The 22,195-nt window shown below is 38.5% G+C and carries 19 protein-coding genes; 13 read left to right on the plus strand and 6 right to left on the minus strand.

Annotated elements, in window-relative coordinates:
* Positions 1-87: 87 nt before the first annotated feature.
* The 4 genes from trpC to BZG01_RS04165 all read right to left on the minus strand — a co-directional run bounded on the left by trpC (position 88) and on the right by BZG01_RS04165 (position 3,957).
* The gene (gene trpC, locus BZG01_RS04150) at positions 88-879 is read right to left on the minus strand and encodes an indole-3-glycerol phosphate synthase TrpC (RefSeq protein WP_101308569.1); all 792 of its coding nucleotides are present in this window, start codon (positions 877-879) and stop codon (positions 88-90) included.
* Complete coding sequence (gene trpD / locus BZG01_RS04155; RefSeq protein WP_101308570.1) at positions 876-1,874, minus strand: anthranilate phosphoribosyltransferase; 999 nt, start codon at positions 1,872-1,874, stop codon at positions 876-878. Before trpD ends, trpC begins: the two co-directional genes overlap by 4 nt.
* Positions 1,875-1,983: 109 nt before the next feature.
* Positions 1,984-2,553: an anthranilate synthase component II gene (locus BZG01_RS04160; protein WP_101308571.1), complete on the minus strand. Its 570-nt coding sequence runs from the start codon at positions 2,551-2,553 to the stop codon at positions 1,984-1,986.
* A gap of 3 nt (positions 2,554-2,556) precedes the next feature.
* The gene (locus tag BZG01_RS04165; RefSeq protein WP_101308572.1) at positions 2,557-3,957 is read right to left on the minus strand and encodes an anthranilate synthase component I family protein; all 1,401 of its coding nucleotides are present in this window, start codon (positions 3,955-3,957) and stop codon (positions 2,557-2,559) included.
* Between the two features lie 947 nt (positions 3,958-4,904).
* Here BZG01_RS04165 and BZG01_RS04170 point away from each other — a divergent pair.
* The 8 genes from BZG01_RS04170 to BZG01_RS04205 all read left to right on the plus strand — a co-directional run bounded on the left by BZG01_RS04170 (position 4,905) and on the right by BZG01_RS04205 (position 12,740).
* On the plus strand, positions 4,905-6,059 hold the full coding sequence (locus BZG01_RS04170; RefSeq protein ID WP_101308573.1) for a pyridoxal phosphate-dependent aminotransferase: 1,155 nt from the start codon (positions 4,905-4,907) through the stop codon (positions 6,057-6,059).
* A gap of 19 nt (positions 6,060-6,078) precedes the next feature.
* Positions 6,079-6,978, plus strand: coding sequence for a prephenate dehydrogenase (locus tag BZG01_RS04175; RefSeq protein WP_101308708.1), 900 nt, complete (start codon positions 6,079-6,081; stop codon positions 6,976-6,978).
* Between the two features lie 270 nt (positions 6,979-7,248).
* Complete coding sequence (locus BZG01_RS04180) at positions 7,249-8,334, plus strand: bifunctional 3-deoxy-7-phosphoheptulonate synthase/chorismate mutase type II (protein ID WP_101308574.1); 1,086 nt, start codon at positions 7,249-7,251, stop codon at positions 8,332-8,334.
* Positions 8,335-8,416: 82 nt separating this feature from the next.
* On the plus strand, positions 8,417-9,448 hold the full coding sequence (gene aroB, locus BZG01_RS04185; protein WP_101308575.1) for a 3-dehydroquinate synthase: 1,032 nt from the start codon (positions 8,417-8,419) through the stop codon (positions 9,446-9,448).
* Positions 9,449-9,472: 24 nt separating this feature from the next.
* Positions 9,473-10,750, plus strand: a complete 1,278-nt coding sequence (gene aroA / locus BZG01_RS04190) for a 3-phosphoshikimate 1-carboxyvinyltransferase (RefSeq protein ID WP_101308576.1) — start codon at positions 9,473-9,475, stop codon at positions 10,748-10,750.
* A gap of 158 nt (positions 10,751-10,908) precedes the next feature.
* On the plus strand, positions 10,909-11,358 hold the full coding sequence (locus BZG01_RS04195) for a 2-thiouracil desulfurase family protein (protein WP_101308577.1): 450 nt from the start codon (positions 10,909-10,911) through the stop codon (positions 11,356-11,358).
* A gap of 53 nt (positions 11,359-11,411) precedes the next feature.
* Positions 11,412-12,392 carry a chorismate synthase gene (locus BZG01_RS04200; RefSeq protein WP_101308578.1) on the plus strand — a complete coding sequence of 327 codons (981 nt, stop codon included), beginning with the start codon at positions 11,412-11,414 and terminating at the stop codon, positions 12,390-12,392.
* 21 nt (positions 12,393-12,413) lie between these two features.
* Entirely contained in the window at positions 12,414-12,740 is a 327-nt protein-coding gene (locus BZG01_RS04205) for a hypothetical protein (protein ID WP_143470827.1), read from the plus strand.
* 338 nt (positions 12,741-13,078) lie between these two features.
* Here BZG01_RS04205 and BZG01_RS04215 read toward each other — a convergent pair whose 3' ends face one another.
* Positions 13,079-13,708, minus strand: coding sequence for an NUDIX hydrolase (locus tag BZG01_RS04215; protein WP_101308581.1), 630 nt, complete (start codon positions 13,706-13,708; stop codon positions 13,079-13,081).
* A gap of 866 nt (positions 13,709-14,574) precedes the next feature.
* Here BZG01_RS04215 and BZG01_RS04220 point away from each other — a divergent pair.
* From BZG01_RS04220 to BZG01_RS04230, 3 genes are all read left to right on the plus strand, one after another.
* The gene (locus BZG01_RS04220) at positions 14,575-15,003 is read left to right on the plus strand and encodes an acyl-CoA thioesterase (protein ID WP_101308582.1); all 429 of its coding nucleotides are present in this window, start codon (positions 14,575-14,577) and stop codon (positions 15,001-15,003) included.
* A gap of 40 nt (positions 15,004-15,043) precedes the next feature.
* Positions 15,044-15,589: a DUF1697 domain-containing protein gene (locus tag BZG01_RS04225; RefSeq protein WP_101308583.1), complete on the plus strand. Its 546-nt coding sequence runs from the start codon at positions 15,044-15,046 to the stop codon at positions 15,587-15,589.
* 145 nt (positions 15,590-15,734) lie between these two features.
* On the plus strand, positions 15,735-18,242 hold the full coding sequence (locus tag BZG01_RS04230) for a S9 family peptidase (protein WP_101308584.1): 2,508 nt from the start codon (positions 15,735-15,737) through the stop codon (positions 18,240-18,242).
* A 73-nt stretch (positions 18,243-18,315) separates the two neighbouring features.
* Here BZG01_RS04230 and BZG01_RS04235 read toward each other — a convergent pair whose 3' ends face one another.
* Positions 18,316-19,362 (minus strand): 3-deoxy-7-phosphoheptulonate synthase, encoded by a 1,047-nt coding sequence (locus tag BZG01_RS04235; RefSeq protein ID WP_101308585.1) that lies wholly within the window; start codon positions 19,360-19,362, stop codon positions 18,316-18,318.
* Positions 19,363-19,586: 224 nt separating this feature from the next.
* On the opposite strand from BZG01_RS04235, the gene BZG01_RS04240 reads away from it, so the two are divergent.
* Positions 19,587-21,014: a DUF1593 domain-containing protein gene (locus BZG01_RS04240; RefSeq protein ID WP_101308586.1), complete on the plus strand. Its 1,428-nt coding sequence runs from the start codon at positions 19,587-19,589 to the stop codon at positions 21,012-21,014.
* Between the two features lie 73 nt (positions 21,015-21,087).
* Positions 21,088-22,077: an alpha/beta hydrolase gene (locus tag BZG01_RS04245; RefSeq protein WP_101308587.1), complete on the plus strand. Its 990-nt coding sequence runs from the start codon at positions 21,088-21,090 to the stop codon at positions 22,075-22,077.
* Positions 22,078-22,195: the final 118 nt, after the last annotated feature.

Here is a 22,195-nt window from a genome sequence, read left to right on the forward strand (position 1 = left end):
TTTTATTTAATTGCCGTAATGTACAGACAGGTCATGTTGTTCAACTCATCATTCGAATGCACCATTCGGACACACCATGGCGTGTCCCTACAGATTCGATATAAATTGACGACAGGTTAAACCCGGTTGTTCTGTTTTCATGAAATATTCACCCATTAAAAATGCCTGAAAACCATTCTCCCTCATCTTTCGAACCACCTCAGGACTATCCAAACCACTTTCGGCTACGCGGATTATGTCTTCGGGTAATTTGGCCGCCAATCGGATCGATCGATCGGTATCAACCGAAAAATCTTTCAGATTCCGGTTGTTGATCCCAACCAAATCGACAAAGCGGTTCACATGCTCTAATTCCGATTCATCGTGCAGTTCAAGCAATACTTCCATACCCAGATCCTTTGCGATAAAGGCAAAATCCTTGCATCGCTGCGGACTCAATATCGCTGCAATCAACAAAATTACATCTGCTCCCATTGCTTTCGATTGGTAAATCTGATAAGCATCGACTATGAATTCTTTCCGCAGCAGTGGAATACTTAAAGTCTTGCGGGCCGTACTAAAATCTTCTGCCTTTGCGCCAAAAAACACCTCATCAGTCAGTACCGAAACCATCGAAGCACCCGCATCCTGATACAATTTTACTACATCCTGCGGTTTTGCTGTTCCGTTAATTACTCCCTTCGATGGCGATTGACGTTTGAATTCTGCAATTACACCCGAAGCTCCTGTTCTGGCAATCGATTCTTTGGCTGAGAAACAAGTCCGTTTGAAATTCTCCTGTTCCATCAACTGAAAAATAGGCATCTGCTCTTTCTGTACAGCCACTTCAGCCAATTTTTGCTGCACAATTTTATCTAATATATTTTGTTTTGCATTCATGCCTGGTTTCCTTTTGTCAGTTTTTTCAACACCCCATACGAATTTCCCGAAAGCAAAGCATCTTCTGCTCTTGCAATGGCATCGGCCCTGCTGATTTCAGGATGCAGACAATGAATTGCCAGGCCTGCATTGATCGTAACTACCGAGTTTTGTGCATAAGTTCCTTTTCCTTTGAGGATATCAACAAAGATTTTCCCTGCTTCCTCTACTGTTTCGCCACCATACAATTCTTCCGGATTCAATTTCCGTTTCCCAAATGCTTCCGGCTCCAACAGCTCTTCTATTTGGTTGCCAATCAATTTCACTTTTCCGGTCAGGGAAACCTCATCGTACCCATCAATTCCATGAATGATTGTATAACTGGAATCTGTTTCCTGCAATAAATACTGATACAAACGGGCCAGTTCCAAATCAAAAACCCCGACAATCTGATTCTTTGGTCGTGATGGATTTACCAAGGGACCCAACATATTGAAAAAGGTGCGAACCCCTAAATCGCGACGAATTGGTGCTATATTTTTCATGGCTGGATTGAATAAAGGAGCGTGCAAAAAGCAAATTCCTGCTTTATCCAGATCCCGTTTCAAATCCTCTTCCTTATTTTTAAACTGATATCCCAAATGCTCAATCACGTTAGACGATCCGCAAAAAGAAGATACGCCGTAATTTCCGTGTTTGGTTACTTTTTCTCCCGCCCCGGCCACCACAAATGAAGCTAAGGTTGAAATATTAAAGGTGTTTTTCCCATCGCCTCCGGTTCCGCACAAATCAACGCCATTGTATTCCGACAGGTCAACAGGAATGCACAATTCAAGAAGAGCTTCTCTAAATCCTGTTAATTCTTCAACAGTTATGCTTCGCATCATAAAAACCGTTAAAAAGGACGTAATTTGAAATTCGTTAAAATTCCCTTTTGTAATCTGAATTAAAACCTCTTTCGCTTCCTCTTTCTTTAGGGTTTTGTGTTCAAATAAATGGTGAAGTATATTTTTCATTGTTCTTTAGTAATTAGTAGTTAGTAAAGGGTAATTAGTAAGGAGTAGTTCGTGCATTAATTTTTATCGCAAACACCGACTCTTCGACCTTTCCAGACTTTTGACTTTTTCAACTTTTTAACCAGTTTTCAATCATTTTCAATCCATTAGGAGTCAAAACCGACTCTGGATGAAACTGAACACCCTGCACGTCATATTCCTTGTGGCGGATTCCCATGATCTGTCCTTCTTCATCTTCGCAGGTAACCAGTAAACAATCCGGCAAATTCTCTTTGGTTACATTCCATGAATGATATCTTCCTGCCGTAAACTTCTGATCGATTCCCTGCAAAACACCTTTGTTATCATCTGTTCGGAAAACCGAAGTAGCCACACCATGATATACTTTATCCAAATTCTCAATGCTTCCTCCAAAAACCTCAGCAATTGCCTGTTCTCCCAAACAAACGCCTAATATCGATTTAGTGGCAGCATATTCGCGGATCACATCTTTTAAAATGCCTGCTTCGTCAGGAATTCCGGGACCAGGGGATAATAGAATCTTATCGAACTTAGCTACCTCTTTCAAATCGATTTCCCGGTTTCTGTGCACTTCAATGTCCTTCGCACCTAACTTTCGCAAATATTCCACCAAATTATAGGTGAAGGAATCGTAATTATCCAAAACTAAAATCTTCATACCCTATATATTTTGTGCCAGTTCCATTGCTTTTCGCAAGGCTGCCAATTTATTACCCACTTCGTTTAATTCATTCTCCTCTTTCGATTTTTCGACCACTCCGGCTCCTGCCTGAAAATACAGCTGATTGTCCTTGCTCATAAAACTTCTGATCATGATTGCCTGATTTACTTCCCCGTTAAATCCCAGAGAACCAATACAACCGCCGTAAAAACCTCTTGCCGTTGGTTCGTATTCATCGATCAACTGCATAGCGCGGTATTTTGGTGCTCCCGATAAGGTTCCTGCAGGAAATGTATCTCCCATTAACTGAAAGGGATTATAGTCACCGGGAAGTTCGCCGGAAACCTTGGATACCAAGTGAATTACATGCGAAAAGTACTGCACCTCGCAAAAGGTTTCTACTTTTATATTTTGTGCATCGCGGCTCAAATCATTTCTGGCCAAATCGACCAACATCACATGTTCTGCCTGCTCTTTTTCGTCTTTCAACAACTCCTTAGCCAATTCAGCATCTTTCACTGCATCACCGGTTCTTCTGAATGTTCCGGCAATTGGGTGAATGTATGCCTTCTTGTTTTTAATTTCAATCTGCGCTTCAGGCGATGATCCCATAATCCGGAACGATCCGTAATCGAAATAAAACAAGTAAGGCGATGGATTAACTGACCGCAAAGCACGGTACAAATTAAAATCATCACCTTTATAAGCTTGTGAAAACTGACGGGAAAGAACAATCTGAAAAACATCACCTCTTTTGCAGTGCTTCTTACCCAAAGTCACCATTTTTTTATAAGTATCATCGTCCATATTCGATTGCTCCTCACCTTCCAGCGAAAAAGTAAAAGCCGGCAGATTTCTATTTCTCAACAAATCAGAAACTTCACGTATTCTGGACTGATCTCCGTTTTTCACCAATTCAATAATCTTTAATGTATTGTTGAAATGATTTACCTCAATGATGAACCGATAAAGAGAATAGCACATTTGCGGGATACCCGACTGCTTTTTGTCCAAATTAAAATCCAAATCCTCGAAATAGGGAACTGCATCGTAAGTTGTGTAACCAAAAAGTGCATTTGCCTTGGGTACATTTTCCTTTCCTTCCAGATCAAATTGATTCACAAAGTTTTTTAACTTGCCCGAAACAAAGCGTTTGCCTTTGCCTCTGGCATCAAAAATTTCTTTTTTGCCTTCCATCTCTTCAATCAACTGCCCATCTTTTAAAGTGATGCTGGCAATTGGTTCCAAAGCAATGAAGGAACTGGCATTTTCAGGACTGTGGTAATCCGAACTCTCCAACAATATTGCACCCGGAAACCGATCTCTCAATTTCAGATACATACTCACCGGAGTAATTACATCGGCAAGTAATTCTTTTTTTAGGTAGTTAAACTTTATCATTTGGTTGTTAGTTAAATTCGATTCAAAAAAAAAACGGCCTACTGAGTATCAGTAGGCCGTTTGCTGTGTTCTTAACTATATTTTAGGAACTAAATTTTGCACATACGGGGGTCACCTCTGCTCTGATTTTGAGAGTTTGTAAATGTGCCACCACCAATATTTGCTATTCATTCCAATCATATTTCTTTTTTTTCTTCCTACAAATCTAATTAATAATTTATTCAAATTCCAAATCTAAATTCACAAATTATCCAGATCTCATGAGAGATAAGTTAAACTTTTCCTTTAAAACAAAGACTTACAGCCAATATGATTTTTTTTATTTTAATTACACAAACCCAATTTAAACGCCATCATCACTCAGCACCACCCCAATTTACAATAGGGTATTTCATACAAAAAGCTCAAATTATCTTGCAAACCCCCTATTTTAACCCAATTAATCAAATTATAATATTTTTCTAATTATTTATCAAAAAAGCTCAAATTGCCTGATTTCACTATACCTCCAAACGAATACACCAATAGAATTCAAACGTTAGCATTTCATTAATTCTAAAAAATAGATTTGCAGGATAAGAAATAATTCCTACATTTGGTGCAGACAATAATGAAACAATTGATTATTACTATGAAATCATTCAGTACTTTCTTTTATTATTTTTGGTATTTCTATTATCCACAACGATAAGGGCAAGAATTGATATGTAACAACTCGAACAGATACATTTAAAGGTCTTGCCCAACAGGTAAGACCTTTTTCATATAAAAATTACAATGAACAATTCAGGATTGGCATTTCGATATTATTATTTTTATTTCTGGCACAACAATAACCGGGCGGGATGCCTTATACCTAATTTTAAGTAAAAAGTATAACAAAAATCCTGTTCCAAGCGAGCAGGATTTTTTTTTGAAACAGAACCAAAATTTTAACCGCAAGAATAATGATTCAACCAGCAAACAGAACCCAAGGAGTTAAAGAGTACTATTTCTCAGTAAAACTGAAGGAGATAGCTAAGCTAAACGAAGGTGAAGTAAAAGTTCTCAATCTGGGAATAGGTGATCCGGACATGTCCCCTTCGGAAGATACCTGGGGAATGCTTAAGGAAGCCTGTGAACATCCAAAAAGCCACGGCTACCAATCGTATCAGGGAATACCGGCTTTACGCGAAGGATTCGCAAAATGGTACAAAAACTTTTTCGATGTAGATTTAAATCCGGCCAACGAGATATTGCCCTTAATGGGATCGAAAGAAGGAATCATGATTACTTCACTGGCTTATTTGAATGAAGGCGACGAAGTTTTAATTCCAAATCCGTCCTATCCTACTTACACATCGGTAACCAATCTATTAGGTGGAAAAATTGTTTCTTATCCATTGGTTGAGGAAAATAATTATCATCCTGATTTCGATGCTCTTGAAAAAAGAGATTTAAGCAAGGTGAAAATCATGTGGATCAACTATCCTCATATGCCAACCGGAGCACGGGCAAGCAAAGAATTACTGGAAAAAGTGGTTGCTTTTGGCAGAAAACACAAAATATTGATTGTTAATGACAATCCTTACAGCTTCATTCTTAACGATTCTCCGATGAGTATTATGAGCATTGAAGGAGCAAAAGATTGCTGCATCGAGTTAAACTCTCTAAGTAAGTCGCACAATATGCCGGGCTGGAGAGTTGGAATGATTTGCGGAAAAGCGGAAATGCTGGAACCAGTATTGAAAGTAAAAACCAATATGGATTCAGGGATGTTTTATCCGGTTCAGCAAGCTGCGGCTAAAGCCTTGGCTCAGGATCAAAGCTGGTACGACTCCATCAATAAAGTATACAAAACCAGACGGGACTTGGTTTTTAAGCTGATGAATCTGATTGAGTGTTCTCCTAGAGAAGATCAGGGTGGAATGTTTGTTTGGGCTGCAATTCCTGAAAAATACAAGGATGGCTACGAACTAAGTGATAAAGTTCTTAAAGATTCAAAAGTATTTATCACTCCAGGTGGAATTTTTGGAGATCAAGGAGATAAATACATTCGTATTTCGTTGTGCAGCAATGAGGCAGTAATTGAAGAAGCCATTAATAGAATTAAAGAAAATTAGAATAGAAAAATTCGAAACAATGATACTATCAGTAATAGGATTGGGATTAATTGGAGGATCGATAGCTCTTGATTTGAAAAAAAGAGGATTTGTCAGCAAAGTGATTGGGGTTGATAACAATACTCTCAATGCTCACGCAGCTAAAAAATTAGGCCTTGTTGATGAAATTCAGGATTTAAAAAGTGCCGTACAATCAGCGGATCTGGTTGTTTTAGCGATTCCTGTTGATGCTTGTTTACGAGCATTGCCAAACATTATGAATCTAATAGATCATCAGATTGTTACCGATTTAGGATCAACCAAAGAACAGTTGATAGAATCGGTTGCAAATCATCCGAAAAGAAATCAGTTTGTACCTGCTCACCCAATGGCGGGAACTGAATTTTCAGGTCCACAGGCAGCACATTCAGGATTGTTCGATGGAAAATGTGCCATTATATGTAATCCCGAAGATTCCAACAAAAAAGCAGTAAAGCTGATAACAGAAATGTTCCATTGCCTGAGAATGAGATGTGTATTTATGGATGCTGAAGTGCATGACAGACAAACGGCTTACGTATCTCATTTATCTCACATTAGTGCTTTCGCTTTATCGTTAACGGTATTGCACAAAGAAAAATCGGAAAAACATATTTTTGAATTGGCGAGTGGTGGATTTGATTCTACTGTTCGTTTGGCAAAGAGTTCGGCCGAAATGTGGACACCAATTTTTCAGCAAAACAAGAAAAACATCGGCAAAGTGCTTCAAAAATACATCAATACCCTTCAACAGTTTAAAGATTTAATTGAGGAAGACGATTTAAATGGTGTTAATGATTTAATATTTGAAGCAAACGACATCAGAAGGGTTCTTGATCAGAAAGAAAAGAACGAAAAAGATACCATTCAGCAAACAGCAAAAATTAGAAACAGAGCTTAACAAAGGGACAAGGGACAAGGAACAAGGATAAAGTACCAAGGAAAAAGGACAAGGGACAAGTAACAAGGACAAGGAACAAGGATAAAGTACCAAGGAAAAAGGACAAGGGACAAGGGACAAGGCAAAAGGATAAAGTAAGAAGTAAAAAGATAAAATTACAGGCTCCTTTGACAGGGGGTTAGTTAAAAAAAACAAATAGTACAAAATATCATCTAAGTAAAAAAACCATATTTTTAATCACTCCGAAAAGAGTAAAAAAAACAGTATACAATGAAGAATTTGGAAATTAAGGATCTAAGCAACTGGCCGGTTGACGTTAGTACCCGCCCAATGGTTATTGCAGGACCTTGCAGCGCAGAGACCGAGGAACAAGTGATGGACGCAGCAAGAGGAATTAAAGCTGCAGGTATTCCAATTTTCCGCGCAGGAATCTGGAAACCACGTACCCGTCCAAACAGCTTTGAAGGAATTGGTGCAAAAGGTTTAATCTGGCTGCAAAAAGTAAAAGAAGAATTCGGATTGATTACAGCTACAGAGGTAGCCAACGCCCGTCACGTTGAACTGGCTTTGGGTGCAGGTGTAGACATCTTATGGATCGGCGCAAGAACCACAGTTAATCCTTTTGCTGTTCAGGAAATTGCTGACGCATTACGTGGTCATGACATTCCTGTTTTGGTAAAAAATCCAATTAATCCTGATTTGGAGCTTTGGATGGGTGCAATCGAAAGACTTCATGCGGTTGGATTAACAAGATTAGCCGCGATTCACCGTGGATTTTCGACCTACCAAAAATTGAAATACAGAAATGATCCTCAATGGCAAATTCCAATTGAATTGAAAAGAAGAATGCCGCAGCTTCCTATCTTTTGCGACCCTAGTCACATTACAGGAGATCGTGACCTACTTGAAGAAATCGCTCAAAAATCGATGGATTTGAACTACGAAGGATTAATAATTGAATCGCATTGCAAACCCGAAGAAGCCTGGAGTGATGCCAAACAACAATTAACCCCGGTCGCTCTTCAGGAACTTTTAGCTAACTTGGTTCTTCGTGATCCTGAGGCTCCAAATGAATTGGTTGACAATACACTTGGCGAACTAAGACATTTAATTGATGATTTCGATCAGAAATTACTGGAATTATTAGAGAACCGCATGCAGGTAGCCAAAACAATCGGTCATTACAAAAAAGAAAACAACATCACCGTTTTGCAAAACAAACGTTGGGGAAGTATTCTGGAAAAAAGTATGGAAATTGGAAAGAAAAAAGGCTTTAGTGAACAATTCATTAATAGCTTATTCAAAGCAATCCATCAGGAATCAATCAACCAGCAGGAAGAAATTATGAATTCATAGATAGTAGTAATTGGTATGTAGCAGTTCGTATTTTGGCTGACTGCTATGTACTAACTGCTATGTACTAACCACTCAGAAAAGAATGAAGACCATACACATCGAAAAGCAAAACAGCAGTATTTTTGTAGGAGAATCTTATCTCAATATTAAGAACTACCTGCCGGAGAAAAAATGCTTTCTAATTTGCGATGAGAACATTTACCGGCACTACTCCGAATTCATCAACCAGTTCGATTATATCGTAATGGGTTGTGGAGAAGGAAACAAAAACTGGCAAACCATCGAAAAAATCATCGGTCAACTGCTTGAAAGAGGTGCTGACCGAAATAGTTTTCTGTTGGGAATGGGCGGTGGTTTGGTTTCTGACGTGACAGGTTTTGTGGCTTCTATTTTTATGCGGGGTCTTGAATTTGGTTTCATCAGCACTTCCCTGCTGTCTCAGGTTGATGCCAGTGTTGGAGGAAAAAACGGAATTAATTTTGGCAAACTGAAAAATATGATTGGTATTTTCAATCCTCCCAAGTTTGTGATTTGCGATCCGGTATTACTCCAAACCTTGCCTAAGCGCGAAGTTAGAAGTGGATTTGGGGAAGTAATTAAGCATGCTTTTATTAAAGATGAAGACTTGTATAATTTCCTGAATGATAACTGCGAAGCTCTTCTGAATTTAGATCCAAACTTAATGGAAGACTTGGTTTACAGAGCTGTTTCGATTAAGACAGAGGTTGTTGAAGGTGATCCCTTTGAAAAAGGCGAACGCAAGAAATTGAATTTCGGTCACACCATTGGTCATGCTATAGAGAATAATTCAGATTTAACTCATGGCGAAGCCGTATCGGTTGGGATGAATTTAGCCTGCCAATTGTCTCAGGAGTTGTGTGAACTAAGCAATTCTGATGCGAAAAAAGTTGATGACTTACTGCAAAAATTTGAATTGCCACTGGAACATGACGTTTCTGCCGACACGATTAATCAATATCTGATCAAGGACAAAAAGAAAAACCGATCGACCATTGATTTTATTCTACTCAAAAAAATAGGAGAAGCCACAATTGTTACCCTTCCTATTGAAGAACTGAAAACCAAGGTGATTGCACTTTGTGCCAAATCCTAAATAAGCACATTAATACCCAAAATTATGAGAGTTCGAATTCAATCCTCAACCATTAAAGGAAGACTAACGCCGCCTTCCTCAAAAAGCATGATGCAAAGAGCTTTAGCCGCTGCAATGTTGGCTAACGGAAACTCTGTAATTCACAATCCCTGCAAATGTGAAGATGCTGATGCCGCAACAGATATCATACAACGAATGGGTTCGGTAGTCACCAAAAAGGAAAATTCGGTAGAAATAACTTCCAAAGTAAGCGAAGCTCCCAAAAGCATTCATGTTGGAGAATCGGGACTTTCGTTAAGAATGTTCTCTCCCATTGTTGCTCTGAAGCCGGAAGAAATGGAAATTACGGGAACAGGCAGCATCCTAAAAAGACCCGTTCAGAACATTATTGAAGGATTGGAAAATTTGGGTATTGAATGTGAAAATCCCGGCAAGGGATTCCTGCCCATTCGTATAAAAGGCGGCTACAAAAGTAATTTCGCGAAAATTGACGGATCGCTTGGATCTCAATTCCTCACCGGCCTTTTAATGGCTCTGCCCTTGCGAAAAGAAGATACCACACTGAAAGTAAAAGATTTAAAAAGCATTCCTTATATCAACATGACTCTGGATTTAATAAAGCATTTTGGTATTGAAATAGAACATGAGAATTACGAGAACTTTCAGATAAAAGGAAATCAAATTTATCAACCAACTGAATACACAATTGAAGCTGATTGGAGTTCAGCTGCTCCTCTTTTGGTTGCCGGAGCGTTGAAAGGAATTGTAACACTGGAACACATGAATCCGGATTCTTATCAGGCCGATAAGGCAATTTTGGATGCCCTGCAAAAATGCGGCGCTTCCATTACATGGGAAGGAAACAATTTAACGGTTGAGAAAAAAGCTTTAAATGCCTTTGATTTTGATGCCACACACAGCCCTGATCTTTTCCCTCCTTTGGTGGCTTTGGCCTGTTACTGTGCGGGAGAAAGCAGAATAAAGGGAGTTCACCGATTAGAGCATAAAGAATGCAATCGGGGTATCGTTCTAAAAAAAGAATTTGCCAAATTAGGCGTTCGAATTCGCATCGAAGACGATGAAATGATAATTCCCGGCGGTAGCGTACAAGGAGGATTGGCAAAAAGTAATAATGATCACCGCATTGCCATGGCACTGGCCGTAACAGCATTGGCATCACCAAGTCCGATTGAAATAGGTCAGCACGAGTGCGTTGCAAAATCGTATCCTGAATTCTTTACGGATTTACGAAAAATTGGTGGTGGCGTAGCACAGTTTTATTTCGACAGTCAGTTTGTATAAATAAAGATAGGGTGTCTGAAAAGTAAAGTTGACTTGAAAACATCATATTAGGCAAAGTCGAAACATCTGCTATTCAAACACAAAGATTCTTCGACAAGCTCAGAATGACAATCAATTCAAACTTTTCACCCCCCTTATTCTTACTTAATAGTAAAAAAATGATAATAGTCAGTGCTTGTTTGGCCGGTTGCGAATGCAGATACGATGGAAAAAGCAACGAAGTTCCTGAAATTAAAAAACTGGTTCTCGAAAACAAAGCCATCGCCCTGTGTCCGGAAAATTTAGGAGGTCTTAGCACGCCACGTATCCCTTGCGAAATAGTGAGAATCAATAACGAATTAAAGGTTATTGGTCGGGATCAAAATGATTATACTGCCCAATTTACCAAGGGTGCCGAAATCGCCGCGAATGTGGCAAAAGCCTTGAATTGTAAAACGGCAATTTTAAAAGCCAACAGTCCGTCATGCGGATACGGAAAAATTTATGACGGCAGTTTCACGGGTAAATACAAAGAAGGAAACGGATTTACCGCTGAAATACTGACAAATAATGGCGTGCAAATACTGAATGAAGAAAATTTTTATTCGATACTTACCAATGAAAAATAAACATTGGCTATTTTTACGAACTACTAATGACTGGTTACTAATAACGATAATAAATGAATAATTTCGGAAGAATATTTAGACTTAGCATATTTGGAGAATCTCACGGTAAAGGAGTTGGTATCACAATTGATGGATGTCCATCAGGAATTGACCTGACCGATGAAGATCTTCTGCACGATTTAAGCCGCAGAAAATCCGGCGCAAGAGGTACAACCCCAAGAATTGAGGCAGATATGCCCAGCATATTGAGTGGAACCTTCGAGGGAAAAACTACAGGTGCCCCGCTAATCATCCTGTTCCATAACAAAAACACCAAATCGAAAGACTACAGCAATCTGTTGGACAGTCCGCGTCCCGGGCATGCCGATTTTGTAGCTCAGCATAAATTTGGCCGACACAACGATTATACCGGAGGAGGTCATTTTTCGGGAAGAATCACCCTTGGAATAGTAGCTGCTGGTGTTGTAGCGAAAAAGATTCTAGGTGATGTGAAAATTGATGCCAAGCTTACCGAAGTTGGCGGACAAAGCGATTTTGATGCTGCAATTGAAGATGCTTTGCTTCAGCACGATTCTGTTGGAGGAATTGTTGAATGCAGAGCCAATAACCTTTCTATCGGATACGGCGAACCCTTTTTCGATTCTGTTGAATCGATGATATCGCATCTTATTTTTGCGATACCAGCAACCAAAGGAATTGAATTCGGTTCAGGCTTTGCTGCGGCCAAAATGAAAGGCTCGGAACACAACGATAATTTTATTGATGAAACCGGAAAAACGGAGACCAATCATGCCGGAGGAATCAACGGAGGAATTACCAACGGAAACGAGTTGGTATTTCGCGTAGCCATAAAGCCAACCTCATCGATTGGCAAAAATCAGAAAACCATGAATTTTGCCAAAGGCGAAGTGGAAGATTTACTGATTGAAGGTCGACACGATGCCTGCATAGCTTTACGTGTTCCGGTAATTATTGAAGCAGCAACCGCAATTGCATTGGCTGATTTAAAATTGTTAGATAAAGCCAGAAGGTAAACGGCTCTTTACCAAAAATACATGCCCCGCAAAGATCATTTCTTTGTGGGGTTTTCTTTCCTCACCATACAGGCGATGAAGCTTTCGTTTAAGGGCGAGACCTGTTTTTTGATGCCAAAATCATCGTCGCACCAAACAGATGACTCCATTGTTATGCCAATAAAACATCCGCACAAGAGCGATGCCTGTTTTTTAATACCGAAACCCTATCCTCGCGAGAACGATGACTATTTTCTGATGCCGGAACCCTCGTCGCATCAGACAGATGGTTCTATTTTTATGGCTAAAGTCCCTTCGCATTACTGCGACACTGCTTTTCTGCTAAAAAAAGGGTCTTCGCACGGATAAAAACCTCCTTTTTGATGTCAATAAGACCTCCGCTCCAAAACAATCAGGCTTTTGCCAACAAAAAACAGCCTTCCCTCCTTGCAAATGACACTATTGCTATGACTGAAAAGCCTCCGCTCCTTACAAATGACACTATTGCTATGCCGAAAAGACCTCCGCTCCAAAGCGAAACAAATACAAGCATCATGAAAAGACCATAAACACTAGCATTTCCCAATTCAGGCAAAAAAATATAGGGCTTTGTTGATGATGGATGCCTCTTTGCTAATTGCTCTAAACTTCGCACTGCTAATCACAGCCCGTGACAATTTAGCTTTTGCGGTTCGTTTTATATCTTTTCAATCAAAAATAGGTTGAAGATTATGGTTTTTATATAATTCATACATTTTCAAAATCTGATCTTTTGTTACCCGACGCACTGATAATTCAGGCAAATCATTAATGTCAAAGAAACCTACATCACTTGTCTCCAAACCTGTTTTCGCTTCTCCTCCAACAATCTCGCATTCCATAAATAGTTGGTATATATCAAATGGGAATGGTCTATTCTGGTGCTTATTATAATCGATTAACCCAAGTATTCTAATCGGCTTAACATCAAAACCAGATTCTTCTTTGACTTCATTAATTGCTATTTCACTTGGCAGCATTCCATTATCTGCATATCCTCCAGGTGGACTCCATTTGTTATCCATTATTTCTTTAACTAATAATATCTTATCATTTTTAAAGATCATTGCTCGCACACCAACTTTTGGAGTTTGATATCCAACATCCCGGTTAAAAACAAATTCCAGTTTTTCTGAATCAATTTCTGTGATATTATTAAAAATTTGAATACTCAAATCGCGTAATTCTTCGTATCGTTCCTTATCATATTTGTCCTTAGTAAAAGCCAACCCAGACTGTGCAATAGAATTGATCTTTTTAGCAATTGTCAGCCAATGGTCAGGAGTTTTTTTAGCCATTTTCAAAATTTATATTATTAGCAATGAATCTTTTCTAAATGAACTACAACAAGCAGATAAGTCTTCCGGCGACTGACACCACTTATCGATAATTTTTTGTAAGTAGTTGTTCGTGTTTTTATTATCCTCATAACGGAATAATATGCATGGTTATTTTCTAAAACCCAACTAAGGTATTCTTTTTATCAGAGATTATGAAAGATGAAAGTGAAAAGTAAAATATGGAATGTGTTTAGAGTGATGTACTTTACCCCAAACCCCTAAAGGGGCTTAAAAAAACAGTTGATTTGGAAAGTCCCCTTTAGGGGATTTAGAGGTGGTAAGAATAACAGATGATATGTAGATTTCCTATTTGTCATTCCTTCGGAATTTTACCCGCTAACACAAATACAATATTTCAAAAGAACACCACTGAGAACACAAAGTGACACAGAGAAAGAAAAACAAAAAAACTCTGTAAACCTCAGTGCACTCCGTGGTAATATTTTTTTGCCTGCCATTCACCAGATGAAAAGTAAACTATGAATTGTTTTACTTTAGGTTTTGCTGGGGCAGCATGTGTTTTGATTGAAGCACTTTACCCCAAACCCCTAAAGGGGCTTAAAAGAGCAGTCGGTTTGGAAAGTCCCCTTTAGGGGAAACACAACACAACACAACACAACACAACACAACACAAAGAAGAAAAGAAGACTCTGTGAACCTCTGTGTACTCCGTGGTAATATTTTTTTGCCTGCCATTCACCAGATGAATGGTTGAACATGGCGCATAAGTAAAAAAACAATTCAATTCCCAATTCATATTTTCGATATCAATTTAGATTATGTAGATTTAACTGCACTACAACAAACACTAACAATCGAAAATAATGACAACAGATTTAATGATCGTTGAAATGGAAATAGGCATTAAGGCCTACGATATTGATGCAATGGGAATCGTAAGCAATATTGTATACATCAGATGGTTTGAAGATTTAAGACATTTGTTTCTGGAGAAACACTTTCCATACAATGAAATGATAGCCACCAATATTTCCCCTATTTTAATTAAAACCGAAGTACATTACAGAGTTCCGTTAACCATTCAGGATCATCCAAGGGGAACATGCAGAATTAAAAATCTGGGATCCAGCAAATGGGAAATGGATTTTGAGATCTTTTCCGGTGATATAATTTATTGCAAAGGAAAGCAAACTGGTTGCTTTTACAATCTTGAAAAACAGAGACCGTCATTGGTTCCGGAACGCCTTTTGGAAGCTTACGAAAAGGCTAAATTACAAATGCATGACGAATAGCACAATGATCAAGTTATCTTCTATAAAAACCTGAAGCCTTATGAGTAAAAGAGTAAAGTACATTTCTGTTTTAAGAGGAATAAATGTAGGTGGAAAACGTAAAATTCTGATGGCAGATCTTAAAGAATTGTATTCTGAATTGGGGTTTGAAAATTGTATCAGCTACATACAAAGCGGAAATGTAGTTTTTGAATATCAAAACGTTTCAAATTCTAAGCTAGAAGAAAAATTAGAAGATGCCATCTTGGAAAAATACGGCTTCGAAGTGCCAGTAATCGTGAGAACACGAAACGAATGGGAACAATCGGTTCGGGCAAATCCATATACCGATACTCATGAAAAAGAGAATCTTTTTATCACCTTCCTCAGTGAAACTCCAAAAACAGAAGTAAGCGAAGCTATCAGTGAATTAAACTTTGAACCGGATCGTTTTCAAATGATCGATAAAGATGTATTTATATACTGCCCGGGGCCGTATCACAAAACCAAGCTCAGCAATCAGTTTTTCGAATCGAAGCTAAAAGTGAAAGCCACAACACGAAACTGGAATACAGTTCTTAAATTATTAGAACTATCAGCCGAATAAAATTCACTTTAAATAATTATTCCATACGGCACTCATACATCCCGAAAATCACCCTTCTTATCGAAAAGTGCAAAAAAATAAGTCTTCTTATTGTACCTATTTCTATTTTAGTTGCCTTAAAACAACACAAGCATAACTCAACAACATGAAAAGAAATTTATTGACCTTCCTATTCTTAACAATAGGAATAGGATTATTTGCCCAGGAAATTCCTGCTGCAAAAGCAAATTATGAATTGGCAGCAAAATTCTCGCCTAACCGACTAAAAAAATTAGTATTCTCGACCAGTGTCAATCCTCATTGGTTAAAAAACGGTGAAAAATTCTGGTACAACTACAAAACCCCGGAAGGAAACTTCTACTATTTGGTTGATCCGGTAAGCAGTACAAAATCAGAGCTGTTTAATGCAGTAAAAATGGCCGCTGACATGAGTCGCTTAACGGCAGATCCTTTCGATGCACAGCATTTGGATATCAGCAAATTGAAATTCATTAACAATGAAAAAACGATTCAGTTTGAAGTAAAAAGTAAGCTGGTGGAAGAGGAAGAAAAAGACGACGAAAACGGCGATAAGCAGGAAGAGGAAAAAGAGGGCGAAAAAAAGCAAAAAGCCAAAAAGAAAATGGTTGCCAAAGTTTGGCATTTCGAATATCAAATTGCTTCTAAACAGCTAAATCTGCTGGATGAGTTCGAAAAGCCTTTGGAGCAAAAAGATTGGGCTTCGGTATCTCCAAATCAGGAATATGTAATTTTTGCAAAACATCACAATTTGTACTGGATGGATGCAGAAAACTATAAAAAAGCTCAAAAGAATGAAAAAGATTCTACCATTATTGAACATGAGTTAACTACAGATGGCACAGAATATTACAGTTATGGCAGTGGCACTTATGGCAAAACCAATAAAGAAATAGAAGAAGAAAAAGACAAACGCAAAGCGGCTTATGTTACTTTCTCGGCAGACTCAAAAAAGTTTGCGCTAACCAGAGAAGATGAGCGCGAAGTAAAAGATCTTTGGGTGATCAACTCCGTGGCTTCTCCACGGCCTACCTTAGAAAGTTACAAATATCATATGCCGGGAGAAAAAGAAGCTCCTCAATATGAAATTTTGGTTTTCGACTGGGAAAGTAAAAAATCTGTGAAAGTAAAAGCTTCGGCATTTAAAGATCAGACTCTTTCCATTCTAAGAGCTCCCGGGAAAAAAATGGATGCAGATGATGATTTGCAATTTTCGAAATGGTTATCTGCCGGCAGTGATCTGTTGTATTTCAAGCGTCAGAGCCGTGATATGAAACGTGTTGATATCTGCACCGCCAACACCTCAACCGGTGAAGTGAAAGTTTTGATTGAAGAGCGTTTAAATACCTATATAGAAACCAGACCATTAGGATTTGTAAATAACGGCAGGGAACTGATCCATTGGTCTGAACGCGACGGATGGGCACACTTTTACCTTTACGACGGGGATGGAAATCTAAAAAATCAAATTACATCAGGCCCTTGGCATTGCGATAGAATTCAGGGAATTGATGAAAAAAACAGAGTTCTTTACTTTACTGGAAATGCCAGGGAAGATGGCGAAGATCCATATTACACTCACCTTTACAGTGTCAACTTTGATGGTACAGGATTGAAACTTTTGAACAAGGGAAATTTCTCGCATGACGTGAGCTTAAATGATCAAAACCACTACTTTGTAAACAACTCATCAAGAGTAAATACAGCTCCGGTTTCGGCACTATACAATTCGAAAGGAAGCAAATTAATCGATTTGGAAACCACTGATCTTTCCCGGCTATTTGAAACCGGTTATCAATTCCCCGAGCTGTTTAAAGTAAAAGCAGGTGATGGCGTAACCGATATTTATGGAGTGATGTACAAGCCATTCGATTTTGATCCGAATAAGAAGTATCCAATTTTAACCTATGTGTATCCGGGACCACAAACCGAAGCCGTTTACAAAAGCTTCTCGACCCGCATGGACAGAGCCGATCGTATGGCTCAGTTGGGATTTATTGTCGTAACTCTTGGCAATCGCGGTGGTCACCCTGCCCGTTCGAAATGGTACCACAACTATGGTTATGGCAACCTAAGAGACTATGGTTTGGAAGATAAGAAAGTTGGTTTGGAACAATTGGCCGACAGATTTGACTTTATTGATATTACTAAAGTGGGAATTTTTGGTCACTCCGGCGGTGGATTCATGTCTACAGCGGCCATGTTGGTTTACCCTGATTTCTTTAAAGCAGCAGTTTCGGCAGCAGGAAACCACGACAATAACATCTACAATCGCTGGTGGAGTGAAACTCATCACGGTGTAAAAGAGGAAATATCCGAAAAAGGAGATACTACTTTCACCTATAAAATTGATGATAATCCAAGCCTGGCAAAAAACCTGAAAGGAAAGCTTATGATTGTTACCGGCGATATCGATAACAATGTACATCCGGGCAATACAATTCGAATGGCCAATGCCTTGATAAAAGCAAACAAACGATTCGATTTCTTCATTTATCCCGGTCAGCGTCACGGATTTGGTGACATGAGCGAATACTCGTTCTGGTTGCGTGGTGAGTATTTTTGCAAATATTTACTTGGCGATTTTAGAAACAGTGCCGATTATATCGAAATGCAAAACGATAAACCTAATTAAGTAAAACTCTCTTGGCTTAAAATATTTTAAATCCCGATCTGCAAATGCATATCGGGATTTTTTTTGAAGTGTACTATTTTATTTTCCTGCAAAATTCTCTCAATATCCTCTCTGTTGATTCAAAATCAAGACATTCATCAGTCACCGAAACTCCATATTTTAGTTCCGATTGATCATCGGGAATACTTTGCTTGCCAAACATCAGGTTACTCTCTACCATAAATCCCATAATGGATTTATTTCCCCCGGCAATTTGCCCGGCCAGACTGGCTAAAACAATTTCCTGTTTTTGGGCTTTTTTAGAAGAGTTCGCATGACTGCAATCAACCATTATTCTTGGCACAATTTGCAGATCTGACAGTTTTTTTTCAATCGCCGCAATGTGTTCTGCTTCAAAATTAGGCTTCTTACCTCCTCGAAGTATAATATGAGTGTTTGGATTTCCTAAAGTACGAATCACAGCCACTTTTCCTTCAGGATTGATACTCACAAAATTATGTGGAGAGGCAACAGCCTGCATTGCGTTTATGGCAATATCAATATTCCCATCGGTACCATTTTTAAAACCAACAACCGACGATAAACCACTTGACATGTTTCGGTGACTTTGCGATTCAGTAGTTCGGGCACCAATTGCTGTCCACGAAAACAAATCCTGAATATACTGTGGAGTTACAATATCCAAGGCCTCTCCGGCAGCCGGCAGTCCAAGTTCTGCAATATACACCAAAAGCCCGCGGGCCTGCTTCAAGCCATCCTGAATTTTGCACGAATTATCCAGGTAAGGATCATTTATTAGGCCTTTCCATCCCACTGTAGTTCTGGGTTTTTCAAAATAAATCCGCATCACAATAAACAAATCCTCTTTTAAATCATCAGCCAGTACTTTTAGTTTTTGAGCATACTCTTTTGCCGATTTAATATCATGAATAGAACAAGGTCCAACAATAGCAAGTATTCTCTTATCACTGCCATTTAGTATATTTTTAATCGTAGTCTGTCCTTTATTAACAGTTTCGATGTGTTTTTCGCTAAGCGGATATAATTCTTTAAGTTCTATTGGAGTAATAATAGACTGCTCTGCACTCACATTCAAATTCTCTATTCTGGGGTCCATCATGTTCTTTGCTCTTTTAACAGTAATCGTAAAATTATCTTACAGCTTGTGAAAATAAGCTTAATTTCTTTGAATGTGAATTTTTAGTGCGACAATACAATCTGATGAAGAGATATTACATATATTAATAATTTTATCAATAAAGAATTTCGGTCAATTTTCCGGCAAAACTGACATACACATTAAATAGTATATTTGTAACACGTTTAATCTAAGAATAATTAAAAATGAAAATCTTAATTTTTTCCGTCCTGTTTTCCTTTGTATGCAACTGCGCTTCTGGTCAAATAAATAAAAATAACAGGGTAATAATATTATCGGATATTGAAGCAGATCCTGATGATACACAATCTTTTGTTCGTCTATTCTTATATTCAAATGATATTGAAATTAAAGGGTTAATTGCTACGACTTCCTGCTGGCTTAAAAATAATGTCAATCCAGAATCAATCACAAAAATAATTCAAGCCTATTCCAAAGTACAACCCAACCTTATAAAACATGATGTAAATTTCCCGGAAGCTAAAACGTTATTTTCATTGGTAAAGAAAGGTTTACCCAAATATGGAATGTCAGGCGTTGGAGAAAAGAAAAACTCAGAAGGTTCAAACTGGATCATAAAAGTGCTTGAAGAAAAAGATGAACGCCCCTTATGGATTTCAGTATGGGGCGGAGCAAATACACTTGCACAGGCACTTTATCAGATAAAACATACAAAATCTGAAAAAGAAGCTGCGGAATTAATTAAAAAATTAAGAGTTTATACCATTTCAGATCAGGATGACAGCGGTATTTGGATTCGAAATAATTTTCCTGACTTGTTTTATATTGTCAGTCCGGGCGATGATTATGGAAGTTCAACATGGATTGGCATGAACAGTTTTGTAACTGGAATAAGCAACGAAAAAATCAGCAATACGTGGTTAACTAAAAATATTCAGCAAGAACACGGTCCTCTTGGGGCTGTATATCCCGATGTTGCATGGGGAATGGAAGGAGATACTCCGGCATTTCTGCCTTTGATCCCAAATGGTTTAAATAATTCTGAGCACCCTGAATGGGGTGGCTGGGGTGGCAGATATGAGTATTATAAACCAGACTTTAAAACCCAAAAGAAAGGCAATTCCGGTGTGCCGTTTGAGCCTGAAACCAGAGAAATATGGACAAATGCTGTGGATAGCTATGTCCCTTACGTTTTGAATGAATATGGAAGAAATGTAAAAATGGATACACTAACTTTTAGTGATAATAAAGTTTCATTATGGCGTTGGCGAGATGATTTTCAAAATGATTTCGCCGCAAGAATGGGCTGGTGTACAAAAACATATGAAGAAGCCAATCATCCTCCTGTTCCTGTTTTGAGTACACCCGAACAAATCACAGTAAAATCGGGTGAGATATTCGATTTGGATGCCTTTGATACCACCGACCCCGATGGTGATGGTTTCAGTTTTCTTTGGTTTAACTATCCTGAGGCAGGCACCTATAAAAAATTGATTAAAGTTAATGGAGCCGAAAATGCACATGGAGCCAATGTTCTGGCCCCAAAAGTTGACAATGAAGAAACAGCTCACTTTATAGTAAGAGTAACAGATAAAGGCGAACCTCAGTTATCAAGGTATAAAAGGGTAATTGTTAGAATATTGCCAAAATAAAATGCAGCAACTAACAGAACATTAAAAAAGACCATATAATCTAAATAGTAACCACTAATTTTAAAATGTAATAATGATTAGCAAACGAATTTTAGCCACAACATGTATTTTATTTTCCTTTTTGTTGGGAATGGCTCAAACCAAGAGTAACCCCTCCTTCCCTGTGGATACATCCTACACCTTAAATCACCAATATCAGAAATACAAAAAGCACTTTCCTTATTTAATTCCTGCAAGAGATGAGACACCTTCTGGTGTATTAGACGAAAGAGATGTTGTTTATACAACAATTGAAAATACAAAGTTTGGTAAACGAGATTTGCATGCAGATCTTTTCCGACCGGAAAAGGAAGGCAAATATCCGGTTTTAGTGCTTGTGCACGGCGGAGCATGGCGAGCAGGTAATAAATCATTACTGGTACCCATGGCTCAGAAAATTGCAGAAAAAGGTTTTGTTACTGTAGCTGTCGAATATCAATTGGCTTTAGAAGCTCCTTATCCGGCAGCTGTTCACAACATTAAAGCCGCAATTCGATGGCTGCGCGCCAATGCCGAAAAATACAATATTGACCCGCAAAAAATTGCCATTACCGGTTGCTCTGCAGGTGGACATCTGGCTTCATTAGTGGGTGTAACCAATGGTCTTGAACATTTCGAAGGGACAATGGGGAATGAATCTTTCTCAAGTTCAGTTCAAGCCATTATTGACATTGATGGAGTAATTAATTTTCTGGCTCCCGCTTCTCTAAATATCAAAAGATCATCCAAATCGCCGGATGTTCAGTGGATAGGAGGCAGTTATAGCGAAACTCCTGATACCTGGAAAGAAGTATCGCCAATTTACTGGGCCAATGAGAATACGGTTCCCTTTTTATTTATCAATAGCGGCTACTCAAAATATCATGCCGGACAAGATGAGCTAATTGGTATACTTAATGAATTTGGAATCTACAACGAAGTGCACAAATTCAACGTTAAAATGCATACTTTCTGGTTATTCCATCCCTACATTGATGGAACTGTTGAATACATGGCTGATTTTATGAACAAGATATTTAAATAGAGTCATAGACAATTCGTTTTATTTCAACTTATAAATATCCTTCTAAAAGAGGAAGTCCAAAAAGTAATGTCTTGTATCGGACTGTCATGTTGAGCGAAATCGAGACATCTGTTTTTCA

Origin of the sequence: Labilibaculum manganireducens, assembly GCF_002843385.1 — a bacterium.
GTDB classification, from domain to species: domain Bacteria; phylum Bacteroidota; class Bacteroidia; order Bacteroidales; family Marinifilaceae; genus Labilibaculum; species Labilibaculum manganireducens.